The sequence below is a fragment of the Kothea flammea genome, assembly GCF_052161645.1.
Taxonomy (GTDB): Bacteria; Planctomycetota; Planctomycetia; order Pirellulales; family Pirellulaceae; genus Laterigemmans.
This window is the reverse complement of record NZ_CP197414.1, coordinates 5,572,149-5,595,485: the sequence shown is the minus strand read 5'-3', so window position 1 is coordinate 5,595,485 and position 23,337 is coordinate 5,572,149. Positions and strand designations below refer to the sequence as shown.

General features: G+C 57.1%; 16 protein-coding genes. 12 read left to right on the top strand and 4 right to left on the bottom strand.

Features of this window, described 5'->3' with window-relative positions:
* Nucleotides 1-75: 75 nt before the first annotated feature.
* The 7 genes from SH139x_RS20845 to SH139x_RS20815 all read left to right on the top strand — a co-directional run bounded on the left by SH139x_RS20845 (nt 76) and on the right by SH139x_RS20815 (nt 6,091).
* Nucleotides 76-1,323, top strand: a complete 1,248-nt coding sequence (locus SH139x_RS20845) for an HD-GYP domain-containing protein (RefSeq protein WP_488351697.1) — start codon at nt 76-78, stop codon at nt 1,321-1,323.
* A 143-nt stretch (nt 1,324-1,466) separates the two neighbouring features.
* Entirely contained in the window at nt 1,467-2,123 is a 657-nt protein-coding gene (locus SH139x_RS20840) for a phosphopantothenoylcysteine decarboxylase domain-containing protein (RefSeq protein WP_488356055.1), read from the top strand.
* Nucleotides 2,113-3,042 carry a dihydroorotate dehydrogenase gene (locus SH139x_RS20835; protein ID WP_488351696.1) on the top strand — a complete coding sequence of 310 codons (930 nt, stop codon included), beginning with the start codon at nt 2,113-2,115 and terminating at the stop codon, nt 3,040-3,042. Before SH139x_RS20840 ends, SH139x_RS20835 begins: the two co-directional genes overlap by 11 nt.
* A gap of 330 nt (nt 3,043-3,372) precedes the next feature.
* Nucleotides 3,373-3,756: a 30S ribosomal protein S13 gene (rpsM, locus tag SH139x_RS20830; RefSeq protein ID WP_488351695.1), complete on the top strand. Its 384-nt coding sequence runs from the start codon at nt 3,373-3,375 to the stop codon at nt 3,754-3,756.
* Nucleotides 3,757-3,981: 225 nt separating this feature from the next.
* Complete coding sequence (rpsK, locus tag SH139x_RS20825; RefSeq protein ID WP_488351694.1) at nt 3,982-4,365, top strand: 30S ribosomal protein S11; 384 nt, start codon at nt 3,982-3,984, stop codon at nt 4,363-4,365.
* A 72-nt stretch (nt 4,366-4,437) separates the two neighbouring features.
* Complete coding sequence (locus SH139x_RS20820; RefSeq protein WP_488351693.1) at nt 4,438-5,439, top strand: DNA-directed RNA polymerase subunit alpha; 1,002 nt, start codon at nt 4,438-4,440, stop codon at nt 5,437-5,439.
* 46 nt (nt 5,440-5,485) lie between these two features.
* On the top strand, nt 5,486-6,091 hold the full coding sequence (locus tag SH139x_RS20815; RefSeq protein ID WP_488351692.1) for a bL17 family ribosomal protein: 606 nt from the start codon (nt 5,486-5,488) through the stop codon (nt 6,089-6,091).
* 94 nt (nt 6,092-6,185) lie between these two features.
* On the opposite strand, the gene SH139x_RS20810 is transcribed toward SH139x_RS20815, so the two are convergent.
* Both SH139x_RS20810 and SH139x_RS20805 read right to left on the bottom strand, forming a co-directional pair.
* Nucleotides 6,186-7,238, bottom strand: coding sequence for an iron-containing alcohol dehydrogenase family protein (locus tag SH139x_RS20810; RefSeq protein ID WP_488351691.1), 1,053 nt, complete (start codon nt 7,236-7,238; stop codon nt 6,186-6,188).
* A 10-nt stretch (nt 7,239-7,248) separates the two neighbouring features.
* Nucleotides 7,249-7,914, bottom strand: coding sequence for an MtnX-like HAD-IB family phosphatase (locus tag SH139x_RS20805; protein ID WP_488351690.1), 666 nt, complete (start codon nt 7,912-7,914; stop codon nt 7,249-7,251).
* A 380-nt stretch (nt 7,915-8,294) separates the two neighbouring features.
* Here SH139x_RS20805 and SH139x_RS20800 point away from each other — a divergent pair, with 380 nt between their 5' ends.
* The 5 genes from SH139x_RS20800 to SH139x_RS20780 all read left to right on the top strand — a co-directional run bounded on the left by SH139x_RS20800 (nt 8,295) and on the right by SH139x_RS20780 (nt 18,959).
* Nucleotides 8,295-9,425 (top strand): hypothetical protein, encoded by a 1,131-nt coding sequence (locus SH139x_RS20800; RefSeq protein WP_488351689.1) that lies wholly within the window; start codon nt 8,295-8,297, stop codon nt 9,423-9,425.
* A 228-nt stretch (nt 9,426-9,653) separates the two neighbouring features.
* A complete protein-coding gene (locus SH139x_RS20795; protein WP_488351688.1) occupies nt 9,654-11,000 on the top strand; it encodes a DUF1501 domain-containing protein in 1,347 nt (448 codons plus the stop codon).
* A gap of 45 nt (nt 11,001-11,045) precedes the next feature.
* Nucleotides 11,046-13,637 carry a DUF1549 domain-containing protein gene (locus tag SH139x_RS20790; protein WP_488351687.1) on the top strand — a complete coding sequence of 864 codons (2,592 nt, stop codon included), beginning with the start codon at nt 11,046-11,048 and terminating at the stop codon, nt 13,635-13,637.
* 76 nt (nt 13,638-13,713) lie between these two features.
* Nucleotides 13,714-15,870, top strand: coding sequence for a hypothetical protein (locus SH139x_RS20785; protein WP_488351686.1), 2,157 nt, complete (start codon nt 13,714-13,716; stop codon nt 15,868-15,870).
* Complete coding sequence (locus tag SH139x_RS20780; RefSeq protein WP_488351685.1) at nt 15,867-18,959, top strand: WD40 domain-containing protein; 3,093 nt, start codon at nt 15,867-15,869, stop codon at nt 18,957-18,959. Before SH139x_RS20785 ends, SH139x_RS20780 begins: the two co-directional genes overlap by 4 nt.
* A gap of 5 nt (nt 18,960-18,964) precedes the next feature.
* Here the strand turns inward: SH139x_RS20780 and SH139x_RS20775 are convergent, their stop codons facing one another.
* Together SH139x_RS20775 and SH139x_RS20770 are read right to left on the bottom strand one after the other, a co-directional pair.
* Nucleotides 18,965-20,023, bottom strand: a complete 1,059-nt coding sequence (locus SH139x_RS20775; protein WP_488351684.1) for an ornithine cyclodeaminase family protein — start codon at nt 20,021-20,023, stop codon at nt 18,965-18,967.
* 462 nt (nt 20,024-20,485) lie between these two features.
* Nucleotides 20,486-23,161 (bottom strand): PQQ-dependent sugar dehydrogenase, encoded by a 2,676-nt coding sequence (locus SH139x_RS20770; RefSeq protein WP_488351683.1) that lies wholly within the window; start codon nt 23,159-23,161, stop codon nt 20,486-20,488.
* Nucleotides 23,162-23,337: the final 176 nt, after the last annotated feature.

Sequence of the window (23,337 nt, the reverse complement as noted above, 5' to 3'; positions counted from 1 at the left end):
TGGCAGCTACATCGTTCCTCGCGGGGGTAGGTTGTCTTTTTGTCGTTGCTAGGCAATACATCTGCAGGTTAGGCAATGTCGATCGACACACTGCCGGTCGGGTACCGATTGGCCGACCCAATCTATGATGTTAACGGTGTGTTGCTGCTCGATCAGGGCATCGTCCTGACTGCCGGGTTCGTTCAGACGCTGAGGACGCGGGGTATTCAGCAGGTACGCGTCGGCAAGCCTAAGGCGGCCCCCTCGAAGTCCCCCACTCCGAAAGCGAAGCGTAGCTCGGCGTTTGCGATGGACCGGTTGCTGGAGCAAGTCCGGCACCGCTTGAGTGAAATGGCGCGGCGACCTTTGGTGAAAGCTCAGCGGGCCGCCGAGGATTTTGATCCGCATGTCAAACTGCAGTTTGCGGTTCATATCGAAGAATCGGCTGCCGTAATCAGCGACGTGTTGGCGCAAATCGAGGCGGGGGAGTTGGTGGATATTGACCACATTCAAACAACGACCGCTCAGCAATTGTTGGACGTAACGGCCGACGTCGACTTGGCAATGCTCTCCGCCTTCGAGTTGGATCCTGAGGATGAGGCGTTTAATCAGCGATTGCACCGGACGGCTTTGCAGAGTTCCGTGTTGTCGTTGGCGGTGGGCGTTCAGTTGGGTTTGGATGTGGAGAGTTTGCTGCACTTGGGCACCGCGGCGATGCTTTGTGACATCGGACTCTCGCGTCACTTTCCCGCCGCCGTTCGTGATCCTCGCGATGAATCACGCAGCGATCCAAGGCAGTCGGGTGGCAACCGTCATTATCTGCAGCATCCCGAGCGTGGTTTTGAGCAATTGGTCGCCTTGAAGTTGGTACCGGGTCCGATCCTGCAAGCGGTCAGGCAGCATCACGAGTTAATTGATGGTTCTGGTTTTCCGCATGGGATCGGTGGTCAGCGGGTCTGTTTGGGGGCGAGAATCATTGGTGTTGTGCAAGCCTACTTGGCCCTCACCGAACCGCTGGACGCGAGCGAAGGTTATCTGGGAGCTGATTCTGTCGCCTATTTGATGCATCACGCGTTGGAGGGGCGATTTGACTTGCGCGTGATGAAAGCTTTTGTAAAGACAGTTTCGGTATACCCGATCGGCTCGGTCGTGCGGCTTAACGACCACCGCACGGGGACGGTGTTTCGCACTTGCGGAGGTGATTCGTTGCGGCCGGTGCTGCGTGTGGAGGGGGAAATTTGCGATCTACAGGAGGGGACGTTGCGGATTGTGGAACCGTTACTTGAGGGTCGATCGTCGCGACGGCGGTTACCAACGCGGTTGATGCGCGAGGTGCTGTGGTAATTTGCTGAGGAAGTACAGCAGTACGCCTTGCGTGACGCGGCGCGTTGCGCCCCCCGTTCCCGTCGTTGCGCGTTCGGTTTACGCTGGGTGCTCGTCTGTACTTTCAGCACTTGGCGGATGGGGAAGATCGTTTGGCGCGACTGTTGATAACCTCCGGGCCCACCCGGCAATACCTGGATCCCGTACGCTATTTGACCAATGCCAGCAGCGGACGAATGGGCGTTTCGTTGGTAACAGCCGCGTTGGCTTTGGGGCATGAGGTGGTCGTGGTGACGGGGCCGGTGAATGTCGAGTATCCGTCCGGCTGTCTTGTGCTGCCAGTGGAAACGACCGATCAAATGCTGGACGTGGCCTGTCGCGAGTTCGCCAGTTGTGACGGCTGCATTGGTGCGGCCGCACCTTGTGATTATCGCCCCCAGCAAGTTGCCGAGCAGAAGTTGGCCAAGACGGGCCAGCCGTTGACTTTGCACTTGGTGGAAACAGCCGACGTGGTGGCCACGCTGGGGCAACGCAAGCGGGCTGACCAATGGGTCGTGGGCTTTGCTTTGGAGACCGAGGATCGGCGGTTTCGCGCGACGGTCAAGCTGGAGCGAAAGCACTGCGACTTGATGGTCAGCAACGGTCCGCAAGCGATCAACGCGGACGACACGCAAGTCGAATTACTGGCGCCCGACGGCAGCGTGTTGGCGGAGTTTCAGGGGACGAAGCAGCGGGTCGCCGCTGGGCTGCTCCGCGAGATCGACAGCCGTTTGATACAACCCTTTCATAACCGCCAGTCGCGAGCCGAACATGACCACTGAAGCAACTGCGGAGTTGTCCGTTGAACTGGGCAGATTGCGACTCAAGAATCCCATTTTGGTCGCCTCCGGCACCTTCGGCTATGCGCGGGAAATGGAGCAGATCGTCGACTGCAATCGGCTCGGCGGGATCGTCCCCAAGACGATCACCGCGGCACCGCGAATTGGCAATCAGCCGTGGCGAACGGTGGAAACGTCAGCCGGTTTGTTGAACTCGATTGGGCTTGATAACGACGGCGTCGATGCCTTTATCAAGAATCATCTGCCCTATTTAGCCGGCATCGAATCAGCGATCATCGTTAGTATTGCCGGTAAAACCGAAGCGGAGTTCGCTGAACTCGCTAAGCAGATCGGAGCTTGCCAGGGCGTCGCGGCGATCGAACTGAACCTCTCCTGCCCGAACGTTTCGGGCGGCGTCGATTACGCCACGAATCCGGCAGCCTGCGAGCGCTGTGTGGCTGCGGCCCGGGCTGTTTGCGAACTGCCGATTCTAGCCAAACTGACACCCAACGTAACTCGCATCGTGGACATCGCGGCGGCAGCCAAGGCGGGAGGCGCCGATGCCGTTTGCCTGATCAATACGGTGCTGGGGATGGCCGTGGATTGGCGTGGCCGGCGTCCGTTATTGGGCAACGTGATGGGCGGTTTGAGCGGCCCGGCGATCAAGCCCATCGCGTTGCGTTGCGTGTTTCAGGTTGCTCAAGCGGTGGAGATACCGATTGTTGGTATCGGCGGTATCCAATCGCTCGACGACGTGATGGAGTTTTTGGTTGCCGGAGCGACCGCGGTGCAACTGGGAACGGTGAATTATTACGACCCCACGATTTCAGAGCGAATGGTCGCCGAGTTGCCAGCGGCGCTCGCCGAGCTGGGCGCATCGAGCGTTCGCGAGATTGTCGGTTCACTGCGACTGCAGGCATAGGCGAGCCGGTTAGCCGTTTGGCCGCCCGTTCGCAGATTTTTTTTCGCTTTCCGCCGAGTCACTTAGTGGCATCGGGCTGGTGAGTTAGTTGGAAGCTAGCCCCGAGTACGCTGGTAAAGCGGCTGAAAAGGCGGTGTTCCTGCTCGAGTGAGCGACTCTTGACCACCATTCCAGCGGGGCACTGCTAAAATTTCGGGTAGAATACTGGCGGAACCCCATTGAGCAAATCCTGCACCGCACGCTATATTCCGGGATTCATAGTGGTACGTAGCCAACAAGTTGCTGGCCGTCCAGTTCCCGTTTTGATAGTTTCGCGTAGGAGTCTGCGATATGCCCCGGTTGTTGGGCGTTGACATCCCGAACGATAAGCAAATCCAGTACTCGTTGACCTACCTCTACGGTGTTGGCCTGCATTCGGCTCGTGAAGTTTGCGAAAAACTGAAGATTGATCCCGCGCGTTCGGCAAGTGATTTGACGGAGGAGGAGGTCAGCCGCTTGGCGGCGACTTTGGAGACCGACTATTTGGTCGAGGGTCCGCTTCGTCGTCAGCTAACGCAAAATATAAGTCGTTTACGGGAGATCAAGTCCTATCGTGGGATGCGTCACCGTAACAGCTTGCCGGTACGCGGCCAGCGGACGAAAACCAACGCGAGAACTCGGAAGGGTCCGCGAAAGACTGTGGCAGGCAAGAAGGGTGTGAAGGACTTGCGATAAATGGTTGGTGCTGGCGATTGGTTCGCCGCATCACGGTTTCGGCGATCGCTGGAACCGGCATTGTTTTCGCCCGACACTAATGCTGTCGACAGAACATGCGACCTGCTGGCGGCTTCGCCGGCGGGATCGACCGAGAGGGTGCGGAGTCGGCCGGATGGTGGCCGTTGTCCGCTGGATATTCGGCTTTTTTGAGCTTCCAATTACTACATGTGGAGAGCCATCCCGGTGGCCAAATCGAACAAACGTAAGAAAGTCCGTCGCAACGTGAATGCGGGTATTGCTTATATCCACGCGACGTTCAACAACACCACGGTTACGATCACGGACACCAAGGGCGACACCTTGTGCTGGGCCAGTGCTGGTACTTGTGGTTTTAAGGGGAGTCGTAAAAGCACTCCGTTCGCCGGTCAGTGTGCCGCTCAGCAAGCGGCCGAGAAGGCGACAAAGTTTGGCATGCGAGACGTGGACGTGCGGGTCAAGGGACCTGGGTCGGGTCGCGAATCGGCGATTACTTCGCTGCAAGCAGCCGGGCTGAATGTCAAGCTGATCGAAGATATCACACCCATTCCACACAACGGTTGCCGCCCTCGGAAAAAGCGTCGCGTTTAACCGCTTCGACATCTTTGTTTCCTAGGCGTTCAATCTATTTTTTACATCCCCGCAGCAGAGGTTGCGTAAGCTATGCATGTCCGATGGCGCGGTATGGAGTTGCCGAGCAGCGTTGAAGTTGATCGCAATACGCTGACGGCAACCTACGGCAAATTTATCGCTGAACCCTTCGAAAGAGGTTTTGGCAACAGCGTGGGCAATAGTCTCCGTCGAGTGCTGTTGTCCAGCCTCGAAGGTAGCGCCGTCACGCAGATCAAAGTGCGTGGCGCTCAACACGAATTCACCACCATCCCGGGCGTCCTTGAAGACGTGACCGACGTGGTGCTGAACGTGAAAAGTTTGGTGGTTCGCAGCCACAGCGACGCCACTCGCGTGATCACGGTGGAAACAGACAAGGCGGGTGTCATTACCGGGGCCGATGTTGAGACCGATGCCGATGTCGAAGTCTTAAATAAAGACCACGTGCTGGCTACGATCACCGATGACGTCCCCTTCATGATGGAGATGGTGGTCGAGAGCGGGCGCGGTTATGTGCCAGCGACCGAACACAGCACCGGCGACCACGAAATTGGGATTATCCCCATCGACGCGGTCTTCAGTCCGATCACCCGCGTGCGCTATGAAATTGAAGAAACTCGAGTCGGTCAAAAGACCAACTACGATAAACTGACTTTGGAAATCTGGACCGATGGTTCGATCAATCCCGAAATGGCTTTGATCGAAGGTGCCAAGATTCTCCGCAAGCACATTAACCCATTCGTGCAATACCAAGAGCTCGGACCCAGCGTATTTTCTGGCGGACGAGGCGGTGGCGTAGCAGCGTCAGGGGGCGATGCTGCCCTAGATCACAAATTGAACATGCCGTTAAGCGATCTGAAGTTGTCGGTGCGGGCAAACAATTGCCTCGAATCCGAGAATATCCGCACGCTTCGCGACCTGGTTCAAAGGACTGAAGATCAATTGTTGGAAGTGCGGAACTTTGGCGATACCACTTTGCAAGAAGTGCGGGCCAAATTGGGGTCGCTCGATCTGCATCTCGGGATGCGAGTTCCCAATTCCAACGTGATGCGTTAATCGCGACTGAACATTTAGAGACTCCCGCAATCATAAAGATTTTGACATGCGACACCGACGTAAAGGCCGCGTGCTGGGACGCAGTCCCAGCCACCGCAAGGCGATGTTTAAGAATATGGCCAGCTCACTGTTCCTCACCGAGCGGGATGCTGAGCTGGATGAAAACGCGCCCAAGGTAAAGGGACGAATCATTACCACCTTGCACAAGGCGAAGGAAATTCGTCCGCTGGTGGAACGCTGCATCACCATCGCCAAGAAAGCTCTCGAAGCTGAGAAAGCTTCCGAAGAGTTTGGTACCACTGCCGAGCGTGGTTCGGCCGAGTGGAAGCAATGGCGTGAAAGTGAGAACTGGCGAAAATGGGCCGACACCCGCGCTCCAGCAATCACTGCCCGCCGCCGCATCCTGCAGATGATCGGCGACAAGGAAGCGATGAACGTACTGTTCTCCGAAGTCGCTCCTCGCTTCACCGATCGTCCAGGCGGTTACACTCGAATCGTGCGTTTGGCGACTCCGCGACTCGGCGATGCCGGCGTGCGAGCGATGATCGAATTTGTCGGTCAAAACGATCGTGTCAACCGCTCCGCGCAACGTCCCGCATTTGCCGACGATGCCGAAACCGGTGATGCAGCCGAAGCTGAACAGTCAAGCTGATCGTCGTTAGAAATATTCAGTAATCATCGGGCTACCCGCGTGGTGACCCGAAAGACGAATTTGCTGGAGCAGCTTTTAGTTGCTCCAGCTTTTTTTATTGGACGATTACCTGCCGCAAGTATTGATCTGTCGCCACCAAGTGTTCGATCTCACGATAGAGATCGCGGCTGGAGAAGATCGTGTAAAACGAATCCTTGATGTGCGGGGCTTTCCGCACCGCGGCCAGCCATTCGGTGCGGGAAAATGGATCTTGTTTCACTTCCTCCCAAAAGCCGACAGTGTCAAACAGCTCAGCGATTCTGGCTGAGTTTTCGCCCTGCAAACAGCTGATCAAGTAACTGGCTACACCAACTTGCAACCCATGTAGTCGCGGTCGGGATGCGATTTGATCCAAGGCGTGAGAAATCAAGTGCTCACTGCCACTGGCCGGCCGTGAAGAACCACTCATCACCATCGCAATCCCGTTCATCATCAGGGCGGTGGCCAGCAACGTCATCCCTTCGGTGTCAAACTGCGAATGATTCATGAACGCGTGCACTGAGCCATCGGAAAGGAGCGCGGCAAAATCATTAATCGGTTCGCCCGTAGCATGGAACGCCAACTTCCAGTCTCGCACCGCCGTAAACTTGGCAACTAAGTCACCCACGCCAGCTAGGGTTAGCTTTGCTGGGGCCTGCCGACATACGGCCGTATCGATGACTAAACCGAAGGGGATTGCGGCTGGCAATGATCGTCGCTTGCCGCGCACCGTTAGACTCGCCTGCGGGCTACAGAAACCATCGTTGGAGAGCGAGGTGGGAACGGCAAAATAAGGGAGTCTTGCTAGGCTGGCCGTATATTTGGCCACGTCCAGTGCTTTGCCGCCGCCGAGTCCCACGATGGCCGAAATGTCGCTCGGCAGCTCCGCGAACAAGGCGACCGTCGACTCGACCGCGATCTCCGCGACTTCTTGCCAATGCACTGGCTCGATCGCCTGTTGCCGGAGGCTTGCGGCCGCCCGTTGGGGAAGCGGTGCGACCAAATCTTGACTCTGCAACACGGCGACGCGGCGATGGCCGTGCCGTTGTAAGTAAATCCCCAGCCTGTCGAGCGAGCCATCTTTGACGCGCACGAGCGTGGGCAAACCGATTTGCGTGACTGTGGACATAGCTGCCTGCTTAACGTAGAAGCTGGTTGGCAATTTCCGACCAGCGATGAAAGGGCTGAAAAGCTTGCTGGTGGTTGCTCAGTGTTTCGGCCAAGTCGCTTTTGGCAAACCGGTAATCGCTCGGCACCAAACAAGCTGCCTCGCTGTCAGGTAGACCATCGCCGGCGAACGCGACCCGGCCCCCCAGTTGCTGCGCTCGCTTGACCACGCCCGCTTTATCGACACCGACTGTCTGAGAAAGAAACGGCGAGCCGATCGGCAGCCGCATATCCAATCCCAAGCCGGGAACAAAGTCGCCGGGATTGGCGTAGACTTCTAACTGAACGCCGGCTTGGTTGAAGAGCCGTTGTATGTACCAATCGCAACCGGCTGAAGTCACCACGACATGCCAGCCCGCCTCGCGGAGGGCTCGCAACGATGCGGGCAACTCGGGGTCCAATTCCATCTGATCGACGATGGCCAAAACCTCCGGCTCACTGGCCCGGATCTGTAGAAAGTATTTCCTCAGCGCCTCAAAGTGGGTCAACCTGCCTTGTCGATAATCGGACCAATAATCAGGACAATCCGAAGGAATCAATTGCTCGATCGCCAACCGATAAAAATCATAGCGAGTCATCGTGCCGTCGAAATCACTGACAAAAATATTGCTGCCCACGGGGGCTTCCGCAAATCCCATGATCACCATCCGTTCGTTGGCATTGAGGATGTGTTAGCGGTATTAAACGGTCTGCTCCGCTGGCAATCAAAGTCGCCCTTCGCTCCGCCGAAAGTAAAAGTACCAGCATACGTTAGTTTCTTAGAACCAAAAAACACGGGACCGCATGGGTCGCAAATCGTAGCTGGTGTCCACCTGCTGAGAATGAGTTCGGTTACAATATTTGATGAAGGAACGAAACGGTGGCTAGCGCCAAAACCGCTAACGGTGGCTAGCGCCAAAACCGCTAACGGCTAACGGCTAACGGTGGCTAGCCGTTTGGGCACTAGGCCCTGGTACTCGCATTCGAATGGTCCTTAACAGTCCTGCTAGAATCCACGACCTCAGTTAGTACAATCGTCATGCTGTTAGTCATCGACCGCTTTAAGTTAGCTCTCCAATCTGGTTTAGTTCGAGCTAACTTACAGCGAGCCGGTTTTGCTGTTTTCGCAGCGGCCTGCTACTGGTCGTCTGGAGTTAACCAGTGCACCAGTGGTTGCTTCTCCAAGCCAGTCTGTTTTGTAGCCACGGCCGAGGGCCAAGCGGCTGCTGATGACAACGATGGTGAAGCTGATGATCAAGCTGCAGCGGCCAGCCGGGCAGGCACGCCAACGTTTCCTCAGAGGATCGCCACGGCACATTTACCGAACGTCCTGCAGCTTCATCCCAGCGTGCTCTCGGGCGGCCTGCCTGCGGATCGAGCCGCCTTTGCTGAGCTACAGCAGTTGGGTGTCAAAACGGTCCTCAGCGTTGACGGGGCACAACCTGATGAGTCGACCGCCGCTGAGTTTGGTTTACTTTACGTGCATTTGCCGCACGGTTACGATGGCATTTCCGATCACCGCGGGCTGGAATTAGCCAAAGCGCTGCGTGAACTTGAGGGACCAATTTACATTCACTGTCACCATGGTAAGCATCGCAGTCCTGCCGCCGCGACGGTCGCTTGCGTGGCGGCCGGCATGTTGCCCGCCCATTCGGCGGCGGCGGTATTAAAAATGGCCGGCACCAGTCCCCATTACCTTGGTTTACACCAAGCCGCTGCAAACGCGCGGCCAGTCGCGCCGCAGGTGCTCGATCAACTCCAGGTCGAATTCACGGCACACGCCCAGGTACCGGCACTGGCCGAAGCGATGGTGCAGCTGGAACACACCCATGAGCGGATCGGCCAAATCGCGGCGGCCGGTTGGCAGTCACCTGCCGAGCACCCCGACCTAGAGCCAGCGCATGAGGCGCTGCTGCTGCGCGAACACTTTGCGGAGTTGATTAGGGCCGAAAAGAATACGGGGCGAGAGCCTGAATATATGGAATTGTTGCGCGATTCCGCAGAGGCGGCCGAGTCGCTGGAGCGGTCGATTCGGGCTTGGCAAGCCGCCAAAACAGGCAGCCCCCCACCACAAACGCTGGATAATTCTGCCCGCCGGGTTGGGGAGAATTGTCGCAAATGTCATCGTGTGAGCCGCGATCTGCCTCGCCAGCAGCCAACTGGGAAATGAGCTTTGGCTCGGTAAAAAGCGGCTGAAACGGAGTTTTTAGGGGAGTGCGGCCTGGGTTTTGCGGGCAATTGCCCCCCGTTGGTTACCCCCAAAGGGAAACTTTGAGACAGTTGTTGATTTTGCCTTGGAGGGATCGATATAATATTGAGTGGCGCTTGTCCGCCATCCCGCCTTCGCCAGTCGCTTCGCTGGCACCAACAAATTCCCACTGATGGGAGAGTAAAAATCATGTTATCGATTGTTGGCTCTCGAGGTTCCAAGTACTGCGACGGCGTTTCGCGTCGCGGATTTCTGAAAATAGGTGGCCTCTCCTGCGGAGTTGGCGGCTTTACTTTGGCCGATTTAATGCGTGCCGAAGCTGCTTCCGGATCGACCGGGTCGCACAAATCGGTCATCAATATCTTTTTGGCCGGTGGTCCGCCCCATCAAGACATGTGGGAAATCAAGACCGAAGCGCCCAGCGAGATTCGGGGCGAGTTCAAGCCCATTAAGACAAACGTCTCGGGAATTGAAATTTGCGAAGTCTTTCCCCGCTTGGCCCAGCAGATGGACAAAGCGGCAGTAATTCGCAGCGTGGTCGGCTGTGCGGGTGGACACGATGCCGTGCAGTGCATGTCGGGCTGGCGTCCGAATGATCTGCAAAGCATCGGTGGTCGTCCGGCGATTGGGGCAGCGGTTTCCAAGTTGTTTGGCCCCGTGGACGCATCGGTGCCACCCAACATCGGCTTGGCCGCCAAAACCTCACACGTGCCTTGGTCGGATTCTGGGGCAGCCGGTTTCCTCGGTTCCGCCTACGCGCCGTTCAAGCCAGACGGGCCGGGCATGAAAAATATGACGCTCAATGGGATCACCCTCGAGCGTTTATCGGATCGTCGCAGCCTGCTGCAAGAAATCGACACACTGCGACGTGACATCGACGTGACCGGCGCGATGGAAGGTATGGATGCGTTTGGCCAGCGGGCGTTGGACGTGTTAACCAGCAGCAAGCTGATCGACGCGCTCGACCTCAGCAAAGAAGACCCCAGCGTGGTCGCACGTTATGGTGATGGCAAACCTTACAAGTATCAATACGACGGGGCGCCGACTTGTAACGACCATCTGTTGATGGCGCGACGCTTGGTGGAAGCGGGGGCTCGCGTGGTCAGTCTTAGCTACGGTCGCTGGGACAGTCACGGACAAAATTTTGACCTCGTCCGCGATCACGGTGGCAAACTGGATCAATGTCTCAGCGCGCTGATCGAAGACCTAGAAGTCCGCGGCATGCTGGACGATGTCACGATCGTGGTGTGGGGCGAATTTGGCCGCACACCCAAAATTAACGCGGGTGCCGGACGGGACCACTGGAACCAAGTGAGTTGTGCGTTCCTGGCTGGCGGTGGCATGCGTACCGGACAAGCCATCGGATCTACCAACCGACTCGGTGAGGAAGCTGCCACGCGCCCCGTCCATATGCAAGAAATCATGGCCACCCTCTATCACAATTTGGGTATCGATACGTCAGCCGTGACGATTGCCGACCCCACCGGCCGTCCGCAATTCCTGGTCGACCATGCTCCGATCGCAGAGCTAATTTAGCAACGCTCACTCGCACTTGCTCCCGCCTCCTTATAGATGATTGCCATGTTGTTTCGTCAGACCCTGATATGTGCTGCCGTGTGCTGTGGACTGGCGACAACTTTTGTTGGTGTCGGTCGACTCAGGGCAGAGTCGCCGGAGCCGGTGTCCCCAGAACCGGTCATCGCAGCCGACAAAAGTGACGCAGCCGCGGGCGATACCTTAGTTGTGGCGCGGACGGTCCAGTTGCAATTCAATAACCCAACCGCAGCAACGAAGCTCCGCGGACAAGATGCTCGCGTGCAATTGGTCGTTGCCGGTGCGAACGCCAGTGGTGACCTGCGTGACGTGACTCGCCAAGTTCACTGGCGAGTGGTTCCCGAAGGGATCGTCAACGTCGACAGCAGCGGTTACGTCGTGCCCGTTGCCGATGGTGACGTCACGATCATCGCCAGTTTGCCAGATGGTTCTCCGGCCGGCATTCCCGCTGCAGATCCGCAGACTGCCGAGTTCCAATTGTCGGTCACCGACACCGGCAATGAGCCGCCACTCAGTTTCCCCGGTCGGATCGTCCCCATCTTCACCAAACTGGGTTGCAATGGCGGTGGTTGCCATGGCAAAGCGGCCGGTCAGAATGGTTTTCAATTGTCGTTATTAGGTTTTGAACCCCGCGAAGACTATAAACACCTCGTCGGTGAGTCACGTGGCAGAAGAGTATCACCCGCTTTGCCCGATCACAGCCTATTGCTGCTCAAAGCAATTAATGCATCGCCGCACGGTGGCGGACAACGATTAGAAAAAGACAGCCACGAATACCGCATCCTCCGACGTTGGATCGCCCAGGGAATGCCTTACGGCGAGGGTGAAGGTCCGCAAGTCGAGTCGATTCAGGTCGTTCCCCAACACCGTCGCCTGTACCCCGCGGCCGAGCAACAATTGGCCGTCGTGGCGACCTATTCCGATGGCACGGTGGAGGATGTGACCCGGGCTGCGGTGTTCGAGTCCAATGATCCAGACATGGCCGAGGTTTCCCCGACCGGTTTGGTGAAGCTCGGTTCGATGATCGGTGATGTGGCCGTCATGGCCCGCTATCAGGGACAGGTAACTGTATTTCGCGCCGACATTCCCCTACCGGCGGAACAGTTACAGTTGACTGCCGGCGAATCACTCACTCCCGAGCCTCGCAACGTTGTCGATACGCACGTGTTTGCGAAACTACAGTCGCTCGGCATTCCCGCCTCGGGCGAGTGTGACGATGCCACCTACCTGCGACGCGTCACGCTCGATATCGCCGGTCGTCTGCCGACGCTGGCCGAAACCGAACAGTTCGAGCAAGATCAGGGTGCTGATAAACGCGAGCAGTTAGTCGAACGTCTGTTAGCCAGCCAAGATTACGCGGAGTACTTTGCTTCGAAATGGAATGCCATTCTACGGAACCGGCGGCAACGCGGTGAGCTGCACTACTCCACGATGGCGTTTTATGATTGGATTCGCTCCAGCCTCGATGCCAACAAACCTTATGATCAGTTTGTGCATGAAATCATTTCCGCCGCCGGCAGCGTGGCCAATAATCCACCGGTAGCCTGGTATCAGCAGGTGCCAGATATCAATCAACGGGTGGAAGATGCCGCGCAGCTGTTCCTCGGTCAACGCGTGCAGTGCGCGCGTTGTCATCACCATCCTTACGAGAAATGGAGTCAAGCGGATTACGCGCGGATGGCGGCCTTCTTTGCCACCGTCACGAAACGCGTCGATGGTGACCCGGTCGAACCAATGTTCTTTACCCGTGTGGCAGCAGCCACGCAGCCCGATCCCAAGTCGGGGCAAGCACTGGCGCCGGCCGGTTTGGACTCCGAGCCCTTGCCAATCGACGTGAGCGAAGATCCACGCATGCACTTGGCCGATTGGATGACCAATTCGGAGAATCCATTCTTTGCCAAAGCACTGGTCAACCGTTACTGGAAGCATTTCTTTGGACGCGGGCTGATCGAACCCGAGGATGATTTGCGAGTCACCAACCCACCATCCAATCCAGTCCTGCTCGACGCGCTGGCAGATTCATTTGTCGAGTCGGGGTACGATCTCAAAGCGCTCATCCGTCTGCTGGTCCTCTCCCGCAGCTACTCGCTCGATCATCAACCTCGCGCTGCCAACTTGGGTGATGAACGCAGCTACTCGCGTTTTTACCCCAAGCGTTTGCAAGCGGAAGTGTTGCTCGATGCCGTGGATCGAGTAACCCTCAGCGAAACCCGATTTGGCGGCATGCCAGCCGGGACGCGGGCCGTGGCTCTCCCCGACACGGCGTTTGAATCGTATTTCTTGGATGTCTTCGGCCAACCCTCCGCCTCGACAGCTTGCGAATGCGAGCGCACCCAAGATGCAAACCTCGCTCAGAGTCTGCACTTGCTGAACTCCGAAGAGATGCAAAATAAGCTCTCCGGGGCTCAAGCACGCGCGGCTCAATTGGCAGCCGACAACGAGCGCAGCAACGAAGCTAAGATCAGCGAACTCTACCGCTTGGCCTTCAGCCGGCCGCCCCGCGAACAAGAGATGCAAGCTACCTTGAACTACCTTGCGGGGAAAGAAAATCAACAGGAAGCTTACGAAGACATCATTTGGTCTTTGGTCAATTCGAAAGAGTTTCTGTTTAATCACTAAGTATTATTTTTCGCAGTTCCTAGCTGTGCGCGCTCATGGATCGAATGGCGCCTGCTACAGTCATTGGAATCCCGCCTTGTCGTTCCTACGCGTCGCCCTCCTGGGTATCGTTTGTTGCTCCACTTTCGTCGCCCCGCTTGCCGTCAGTGCTCAGTTCCTGCCCGTTGAACTAAAGGCTATTTGGCCCCACGGCGCCGCGGCCGGGTCAGCTTGCGAACTGTCAATCACCGCCGGCGATCGGCTCGACGAAATTGACCGCCTGCTGTTTTCCCACCCGGGGATCACGGCGGAGGTTCAAACTGGCGAGCCACGCCCATTCTCCGATCACCCGACGATTAAGTATGGAAGTTTTAACTTAACGGTAGCCGAAGACGTGCCAGCCGGCAGGTATGAAGTGTGGGCCGTGGGCAGGCATGGCGTCTCGAATCCGCGGAGCTTTGTTGTCAGTCCGTTGCCGCATACCTTGTTGCCCACTCCCAGCCATCAACCCGAACAACCCAGCTCGATACAGATACCCGGGGTGATTCAGGCCAAGTCGACGGCCGCGACGCTTGATTATTTTAGCTTGCAGTTGCCGCAAGCTCAGTCGCTGAAGTTGGAGTGCTTGGCTCAACAAATTGATTCGCGGATGATTGGGTATCTCAAGTTATATGATTTTAGCGGACGTCAAATCGCGGCGCGGCACGGGGCCGATGGATTTGATCCCGTGCTGGTCGTCAACGATTTACCAGCCGGTGATTATCTGCTCGCAGTGCACGACTTTCTCTATCGCGGCGGTGAAGAATTTTTCTATCAATTGGTCGTCCAGGAATTAGCCACCGCGACAGAACTGATTGAGGTCGATGCTCAAGTCGCCGGAGCCGTCGTTGGCTACGCGGCCCCAGAGTCTGCCACGGCCGGGGGGCAATTGGCCGCTGATGAGCAGACTGCGACGCCAGCTAAGCCGCAGGCCATTGAATTGCCCCATCAAGGAACTTGGTGGTTTGGTTCCGGTCACGAGGAACTGCAATTTGAATTTTCCGCCGAGAAAGACCAGCGGATGGTGATTGAGCTCGCTTCGCAGCGCCTCGGCCAACCGACCGATGCGCGGCTGGAACTGGTCCGCTTGGAACCGGTTGCGGAGGGGGAAACGAAAACACATGCTGTCACGCGAGTGGAAGATAGCCAAAGTTTTGGTGATGGTATCTTGAACTTGCATTCGGGCGATCCGGTGACCTTGGTATCGTTTCCCGAGACGGCTACCTATCGTCTGATCGTGCGCGACTTGGATGTGGGCGAAACGCTTTCGGCGCGGCAAAAGTTCTTGCTCAACATCCGCGAACCGCAGCCCGCATTTAAGCTCGTTGCTTATCGGGCATATCCGCATAATGATGCCAAGCAGGCGAGGCCACTGGGCAGCAAGCTTTTTCGTGGCGGTGCGGAAGCGATCCGTGTGCTGGCGGTTCGTCACGATGGTTGGTCCGGCCCGATTGAAGTCTCCATTGAGGGCTTGCCAGCTGGCGTTAGTTGCCGCCCGGCCACGATTGCCGCCAATCAGACTCAAACCCAACTAACCCTCGTTGCCGATGCGGAGGCTGCTGATTTTGACGGGCCGCTACATGTCATTGGCCGCGCTGGTGAGGGTGAGAGTCAACTGCAGGCTGAGGCGGTGCCGGTGACAGTGGCCGTGAGCCGTGGTGCGGGACGTGACCTCCTTCGCAGCCGCCGCTGCACGCAATTGCCGTTGGTCGTTTCGGCAGATGACTTGGCACCGCTGACGGTCATCTGCGGAGAACCGGCCAGCGTGACGGTAAAAAAGGGCGAGTCTTTGAAGGTTCCGATTAAGCTGGAGAGACGCGAGGGGGGCGGCGCGGCTTGTGTGTTGAGGCCCCGCGATTTACCCGCCGGCGTGACTTGCGGAGAGGTTACGATTCCCGCCGATCAGTCAGCAGGTGAAGTTGAGGTGAAAGTAGCTGGCAACACGGCCAACGGAACTTACTCACTGTGGTGGCAAACCGAAGTGAAGATCAAGATCCGACCAAATCCGCAAGCCGCCGCGCGTGCGCAGCAGTATCGGGATGCTTTGCAAACACGACTCGATGATCCTGCAAACTCCGAGCAGATCGAAGCGATTAAAGCCGCGATTGTCGAAGCGGACAAGGCAATTGACGCTGCCAAAGCGGCCGCTGGAGAACAAGAATTGACCGTTTTTATTCCTTCCACTGTGGCGACCATTCAAGTCGTTGACCCATGAAAAGTTCAACAGTTTTCTTGCTCATGATCGTCCTTGCCTGCGGCGCGTGGCCCTCGGCCCAGCCCGTTCGGGCGGAGCTGCCAATCGCCAACGTTGAACGTCAAGAAGCGGTCGATTTCAACCAAGAACTGATGCCCGTGCTCCGCCGCAAGTGTTTAGCTTGCCACCATAGCAAGGAAGCCGAAGGGGGATTGATCCTGGAAAAATTTTCCCAGGTGGTCGCCGGCGGTGACAGTGGACCGGGCATCAAACCTAACCACGCGGATGAAAGCTTGGTCTTTACGCGCGCCGCCGGGATTGAAGAGCCACTCATGCCACCGGAAGGCAATTCGGTCGGGGCTGAAACGCTCACGCCGCAAGAGTTGGGGTTGTTGAAGCTGTGGATTGAACAGGGCGCTCCCGGCAGCGATCAGGAGTTGGCCGAGCAGATGGAGTGGCAGTCGATTCCCGATTCCGTTCGACCGATTTACGCGATCGATGTGTCACCCGATGGCCGCTTTGCCGTCTTCGGGCGTGGCAACCGCGCGGTCGTGATCGATTTAACGAATGACCAAGCAACCGCCCAGCTTGCCGATCCAGCACTCGGTGATCGCGGCATCGCCGACGTCGATGTGATTCAGTCGGTGGCATTTTCACCGACCGGTAATCGCATTGCCACCGGCGGCTTCCGCACCGTGCGAATTTGGCGCAAAGCTGACGCGGGAGTTGCACCGCGAGCCACACCGCTATCCAAAGCGGCCGGCCCGATCGCCCTCAACGGCGATCAATCACAAGCCGCTTTCGTGAACGCGATTGGCGATATCGAGCTTTGGGATTTGGCGAATTTTCAACGCTTGCAATCCTTCGCCGGACATGGCGGAACGATCAGCGGTCTGGTTTGGAATCAAGTTACGGGACTGCTGTTCGTCGCCGATACGTCGGGACGGGTGGCGGTTTGGAATCCGCAAACTGCTGAGCAAATCGCTTCGCTGGAGACTGCCACGAGAATTCGTCAACTGGCTGTTTCGCAGCAGGGAACTCAGCTGGCAACGTTAACCGGTTCGCGGCAAGTCGCTCTGCATAGCTTTGCCGCGAGTACCGCCGAACAAGCGGCGCTGCTTAGCACCGTGGGCGAACCCCTCGACGCGATCACCAGCGGCACGGCGGTGGCAATGATCGCCGATTCCCAATTAGCAATCGCCACGGCCGATCGTGGTGTCTTGATTGTGAACCTGGCCAACCGCGAAGTCGTTCGTACTTTGGAGCACGGCGCGGTTGTCGCCAGCTTGGCCGTTTCGGCGGATGGTGCGATGTTGGCAACCGGTGGTTTGGATGGACGCACCAAGCTGTGGAACCTTGCCGACGGGGCCCCGTTGCGCACGCTGGAAGGAACTCCCGCAACCAATTTGGAATTGGCAACTTGGCAACGTGACCTCGAGCGCCAGCAAGCGAACATCGACAAGTTAAATGGTCAAACTGCCGGGCTGGAAGCTTCGCTGAAAACAGAAAATGAAGCCCTGGCGAAATTCACCGCCGCTCGCGACGAAGCAGCCAAAACGCTTGCGGAGAACCGTGAAAAGCAGACTGCCGCGATGACCGTGGTCAGCACTAGCCAAACTCAACTCGCGGAAGCCGAACAGCGAATCGTGGCGTCAAACCAAACGATCACCGCCGCCACGGCGGCCGAACAAGCCGCTGTCGAAAAACGAAAACAAATTGATAGCCAAGTGACTGAGCTGGTGACAGCCGAGCAACAGGCCGACGCCGCAGTCAGCCAAGCGGAAGAGCAACTGGCAAAGATGCAACAAGCTTTCGAGGCGGCCCAAGCTAACGCGGCCAAGGTGAAAGAGCAACTCGCCGCCCAGCAAGCTGCGCGAAAGCAACTCGATGAAGCGACTGCCAAAGCGATTGCCGAGCGGGAAGCTGCCAAGAAGATGGCGGCTGAGGCCGAACAATTGGCCGAGAAGACCCGCAAAGAAATCGAAGCTCAACAAGCGGCCGTAACGAAGGCTGCCGAAGCGACCACCGCCAGCGAGCAAGAGTTAGCCAAGCGGGCACAGGCGTTGGCTGCCTCTCAAGACGCCCAACGCGTGGCGGCCGAAACGGTCCCCAAACACCTTGCTCAGATTGAACAGGAACAGCAGCAGCTGAAGATCTATCAGGAGCATTTAGCCGAAGTGAACTCGCTCATCGGCGGGCCTTCTCAAGCCGTCGTGGCCTTGCAATTCGATCCTCAGGGTTCGCAATTAGTCAGCGCCCATCGCGACGGCTCGCTGCGAATCTACCAAGTGGCCGATGGTCAACCGCGGCAACAATTCAGCAGCACCAAAGCGACTGAATTCGCCGGAGTGAGCTGGGTGGGTGACCAGGTGTGCGGATGGGAATCGCCCGGCAAGGCGGAACTCTTCTCGACCACGACGGGCTGGGAATTGGAACGCACGATTGGTGGATTCGCCGAACCGTTGCTCAGCGATCGCGTCACGGCGCTGAATTTTCACCGCGATGGTTTGTTGCTCGCCGTTGGCAGTGGCGAGCCGAGTCGCTTTGGCGAAATCAAAGTCTTCGCGACCGACACCGGCGAACTGTTGCGATCTTTTGATCAATCTCACAGCGATGTGGTGCTCTGTTTATCGTTCTCACCAGCCGGTGATTTACTCGCCTCAGCCGCCGCTGATAAAACGATTCGCTTGCTTGATATTGCCTCGGGTGAAACGACGAAGACGTTGGAAGGGCACACCCATCACGTGCTCTCTTTGGACTGGGAAGCCAATGGGCAACGGTTGGCCAGCGCGAGTGCTGATCGCAGCGTGAAGATTTGGGACGTGGAGATCGCCCGGGCAACCCGCACGATTGGTGGTTTTCCCGAAGAGCTCAGCGCGCTCGATTTCGTGGCAGCGACTCCCCAGCTGGTCGCCGCCAGCATCAACGGTAGCATTCGGCTGTCGGATGCCAACAATGGCAACACCATCCGCGGTTTCAATGCCGGGGGCGAGTTCATTTACGCGTTAACAACGTCGCCCGACGGCAAGCTGTTGCTGGCCGGCGGGCAATCGGGCAAGCTCCGCATTTGGAACGTGGCCGATGGGGCTTTGGTGCGTGAAGTCGAGTAAGCAACTTACATGCGGACCCAATCTTTCAGTTGTTTGTGCTCGAAGATCATCTCTTCCTGCACCGATAATGATTGGCCGAACCCAGCTTCGCGGGCGCGATCATACATGGCAATCGCAATTGCCACGTCGACATAGGCCAAACCGACCGCATTGAAATAAGTTCGCTCTTGGTCGGACTGACGTCCCGGTAATTTGCCGGTGATCAAATCGACTAGATTTCCATGGATGTCATCGTCGGCCAGTTCACCGTCACGGTACATCCGGCTGAGCGTTTGCGTGCGGTGCTTTACCGTTTCCCAATCATCGCAAACAATTTTGTCGCACTGCTTGGCCACTGCGTACTCATCCTCCCAGCCCCCGACGTGACTGTAGAACGCGCCCGGCTTCATCCAAGCCGCCTTCAGCAGCGGTGCTTGCGCGCTGGTGGCCGTGACAATGATGTCGGCGGTTTGGGTGGCGGCGGCCAAGTCAGACCTGGTGCACTCAAATTTCATGCTGGGCAAAATTACCGACATCTCGCTGACGAATTGATCCTCTTCCGCAGCATCTTTGGCGGCGACTCGACATACTTCCAAGCTGGGCAAAGCTGTCTTCATCGCGATCAAGTGCATTTTGGCTTGTTCGCCGGCCCCAATAAAACCAATCGACTCACTGTCTTGTTTTGCCAGGTGGCGGGCCGCCAACGCGCCCATCGTACCGACACGGACGTTCGAGCAGAGCGTGCCTTCCATAAAGGCAAGCGGGAATCCATGTTTGATCTCGGAGAGAATCATCACGGCGGAGAGGTTCTGCAGGCCATATCGCACCGGGTTGGGCGGAAAGACCGACACCCATTTGACACCACAAATCTGACGGCTCTTGAACGTCGCCGGCAAACAATTAATTCGCTCCTGCGTCTCCTCGTTGAAAATCTGCACGATCTTTTCAGGAAACAATACGTCACCCGTCTCGAAGGCGCGAATCGCTTCCTCGGCGGCTTGCATCGCCAAGCGAATATCCAGGCAGCCCGCCTTTAAAAGATTTTCTTGTGACAAGAACTGGCATTGAATTGCATGGCTGGGCATCGAAGTTCCTTTCGAGCAAAGTTGAAGGGCAATAAGCTGGGAACTCTCAAATGCACTTCTCGGACCAATCCATAATCCCCCTGTTTTTAGCAGGTCGGTTACAATTGGTGTGCCATTCGGATGCGCGCGGCGCGCCCCATCGCACGCCCGACCTCGTCCGAGTCCCGAACCGCACGGATTTACTCAGCGCGCCCAACTCTTTCGGTCATATCAGCCATTGGGGGCTAGCTCACGGTTCCGTGGAACCGGACGCTCGCGCATTCCGGCTGATTACGTATTGGTCAACGACTTATAGGGAGGCGCTTGATTACGCCAATGGCGAACCCAGTTTTTGCGAAGGCCAGTCCCGGGGGCGAAGGTAGAGAGTCTGTTTGTGGGGCAGAGTTCTGATTGCTAAGCACCTCCGCATGAGTCATTAAGCAAAGCGGAAGGAAATTTGCGGGGAATCGAACGGTCTGTTGCCTATTCCTCGAACCGCAGCGAATCGATATTCATCAGCCCACCGCGATTTTTTTCATTTTTAAAGACCAAGAATAAATCGTCTCGAGTACCAGCGGCAATCTCATCCATAGCTAGCGGGATCGTTTTTTCATAAAACTCTTCCCAAGCGCCATTCACCTCGACTGCAATCTTGCCCAACAGGGGACCGTCGACCGCGCCGCGATGCACCTCGATATCCCCACCTGCTCCCGCGCTGGCTACTCGCACCACAATCCGCTGAAATCGATCGAGTCGCAAATTGGAAAATTGCAAAAAGCCGTCGTGGTTGATGGCCCCCATGAATTTATTTCCCTCCGCATTGGCTGAGCCGAGCGGCTGCGTGTCGGCGAAGCGATCAGCCGATTCAGCTTGCGCATGACGACTTCGTAATTGGACCGTGGCCACAGCACTCAGCGCGGGGATCTCGTCGCGGCCCAAGTCGGTGTAAGTTGCCTGCAGCTGAACCGAAGTGGCATCGGCTGGGAGAGTGATCCTGTTTTTAAATCCTTGGGCCGTGGGATATGACGTATCGGCGGTAAAGGAATAAACATACTCCACCATCTGCGTCACTTCCGCAGGGGTATGCTGGGCGTGGGGCAGCATACCAACTTTCCCCCACACCCCGGTGGAGCCTTCGAGCACTCGTTTCACAGAGTCCGGAAGGGCGTGCGGCTGGTTGCGATATTTGTTCGCGATGCTGATAAAGCTGGGACCAACCAATTGGCGGTCGGGGGCGTGACAGTTCAAACAGTCGCTGGTGCGAATTAGTGCTAGCCCCGGAGGTACTTCGCCGGCAGCCATGCCGCTGGTGGCCGGTTTGGCTTCGACTTGAATTCGCGAAGGGGCGTATTCCTCGATGTATGGCAACAGCCCTTCCTCATACTCGTCGATATCACTGGTGCCGTCTTCGAGATCGCGGACCATTAATTCAAACTGAACCTCCGCGCCTGGATCGACAAAGTCCCCGTCCTGCGGCGAGAGAAAAGAAATCTCGGGTGTTGAGTTACCAACAATCACCGGAAACGACCGGGTTGCGATCGCTCCCGCTGGATCAACGACTTCGAGCTGGATGGTGTAGATGCCAGCTTGATCGAATTCGATGCTGGCATCGCGGGTCGTAGCTAAGACCTCGGCGGTTGGCTGCTCTTGGCCGCTGCGAGTCGATAACCAGCGATACTCGAGCTCGTCTCCATCGGGATCCGATGACCCTTCCGCAGAGAGCTGTACGACCAGCGGCTCGCGTCCCACCGTATTCTCAGATTTGGCAACGGCGACCGGATTGCGGTTGCCGCGGACATAATCCAAACGAATGAGTTGCGCGTCGGGGTTCACGCCCCAAGTCTCTCCATACTCGATTACATACAAGGAGCCCGATGGGCTAAATTGCATATCGATCGGTCGCACGAAGGACATGTTTGGTAAGAAAGGCTCGAGCCGACTGAGTTGCGAGTCTTCATCAAGGTGCGCTGCCCAGATGGCGTTCCGTGACCAATCGAAGGCAAACAGCGTGCGGTCAAAGTGTGCGGGGAAACGTCGCTCGGCGGTGGAGTCGGGGTTGTAATAGTAAACGGGACCAGCGCAGGCTGTGCGGCCGCCGGTACCAACCGCGGGAAACTCGTTGGTCGCTCCGCCGGGATAATAGATCATGGCGGGTTGCGCCGGAGGCAGTTCACGAGCACCCGTGTTATTGACAGATTCGTTGAGCGGTTTGGCGGGGTCAAACTTTGCGCCGATCTCACCCGTCTCAAAGTCAACCATGGCATAGGCAAAGTTGTTACCTATGAAGAAAGGCCAGCCAAAGTTCCCCGCCACGCGAGCTTGATTCACTTCGTCGTAGCCGCGAGGCCCTCGCTCATTGTCTTGCCCAGCGTCGGGACCAACATCACCCCAATACAAATAACCCGTTCTCTGGTCGACGTTGATTCGCCATGGGTTACGGCAACCCATCACGTAAATTTCTGGATGGCCAACCGAACCATCCGCCGGAAACAAGTTCCCCTCGGGGATGGAATAGGTGCCGTCGGGTTCGGGCCGGATTCTGAGAATCTTACCATTATAACTTTTGGTACTTCCCGCACTGCGGGCCGCGTCCCAGGGCTCACGATCGGGTCGTTGGTCGATTGGCGCGTAACCGGCCGAGTCGTTGAAAGGATTCGTGTTGTCCCCCGTGCCAATGTACAGCAATCCGCCGGGACCAAACTCGAGTGAACCCGCGTGGTGACAACATTCGCGCCGCTGCTCTTCATATTTAAGCAGCAATTTCTCACTGGCCAGATCGAGCTTACCGTCGCGAAATTCAAACCGACTAATGTGCTGGCCCGGAAAATCGGGAGGCGAGTATTGCAGGTAAATCCAATGGTTTTCGGCAAAGTTTGGATCGAGTGCCAGGCCGATCAGTCCGTTTTCCTGAGCCGTTGTAACCTCCACTTCCCCAACCACTTCGATTTGACCGCTGGCCTCATCGAGCTGCTTCAATTTGCCTGCCAATTCGATGATGAAAATCGAGCCGTCGGGAGCGATCTCCAATTCCATCGGCTGAATTAAATCTTGGCACAGCGTCGTCCGTTGAAAGCGGTCTACTTGATATTCCTCAGCGACCGCTGGAGAGCAATAGATGAGGATAGCGGCGAGCGCGCAATTCAGGCGACGAGTCGTCATAAATCGATCGATAATTGGGAGGCGGGAGGAGTTCGCTTGACAAAATACATCAAACGGGCGGGAGGATGGCCGTGATTGCAACCTACCAACAGCGACCGAACTCGCGACCATCGCTTACGCGGGCCATGGTGTTCGAGTCCAGCTTGTGGAACGTTTTTCAGTTTAAATTGGCTGGA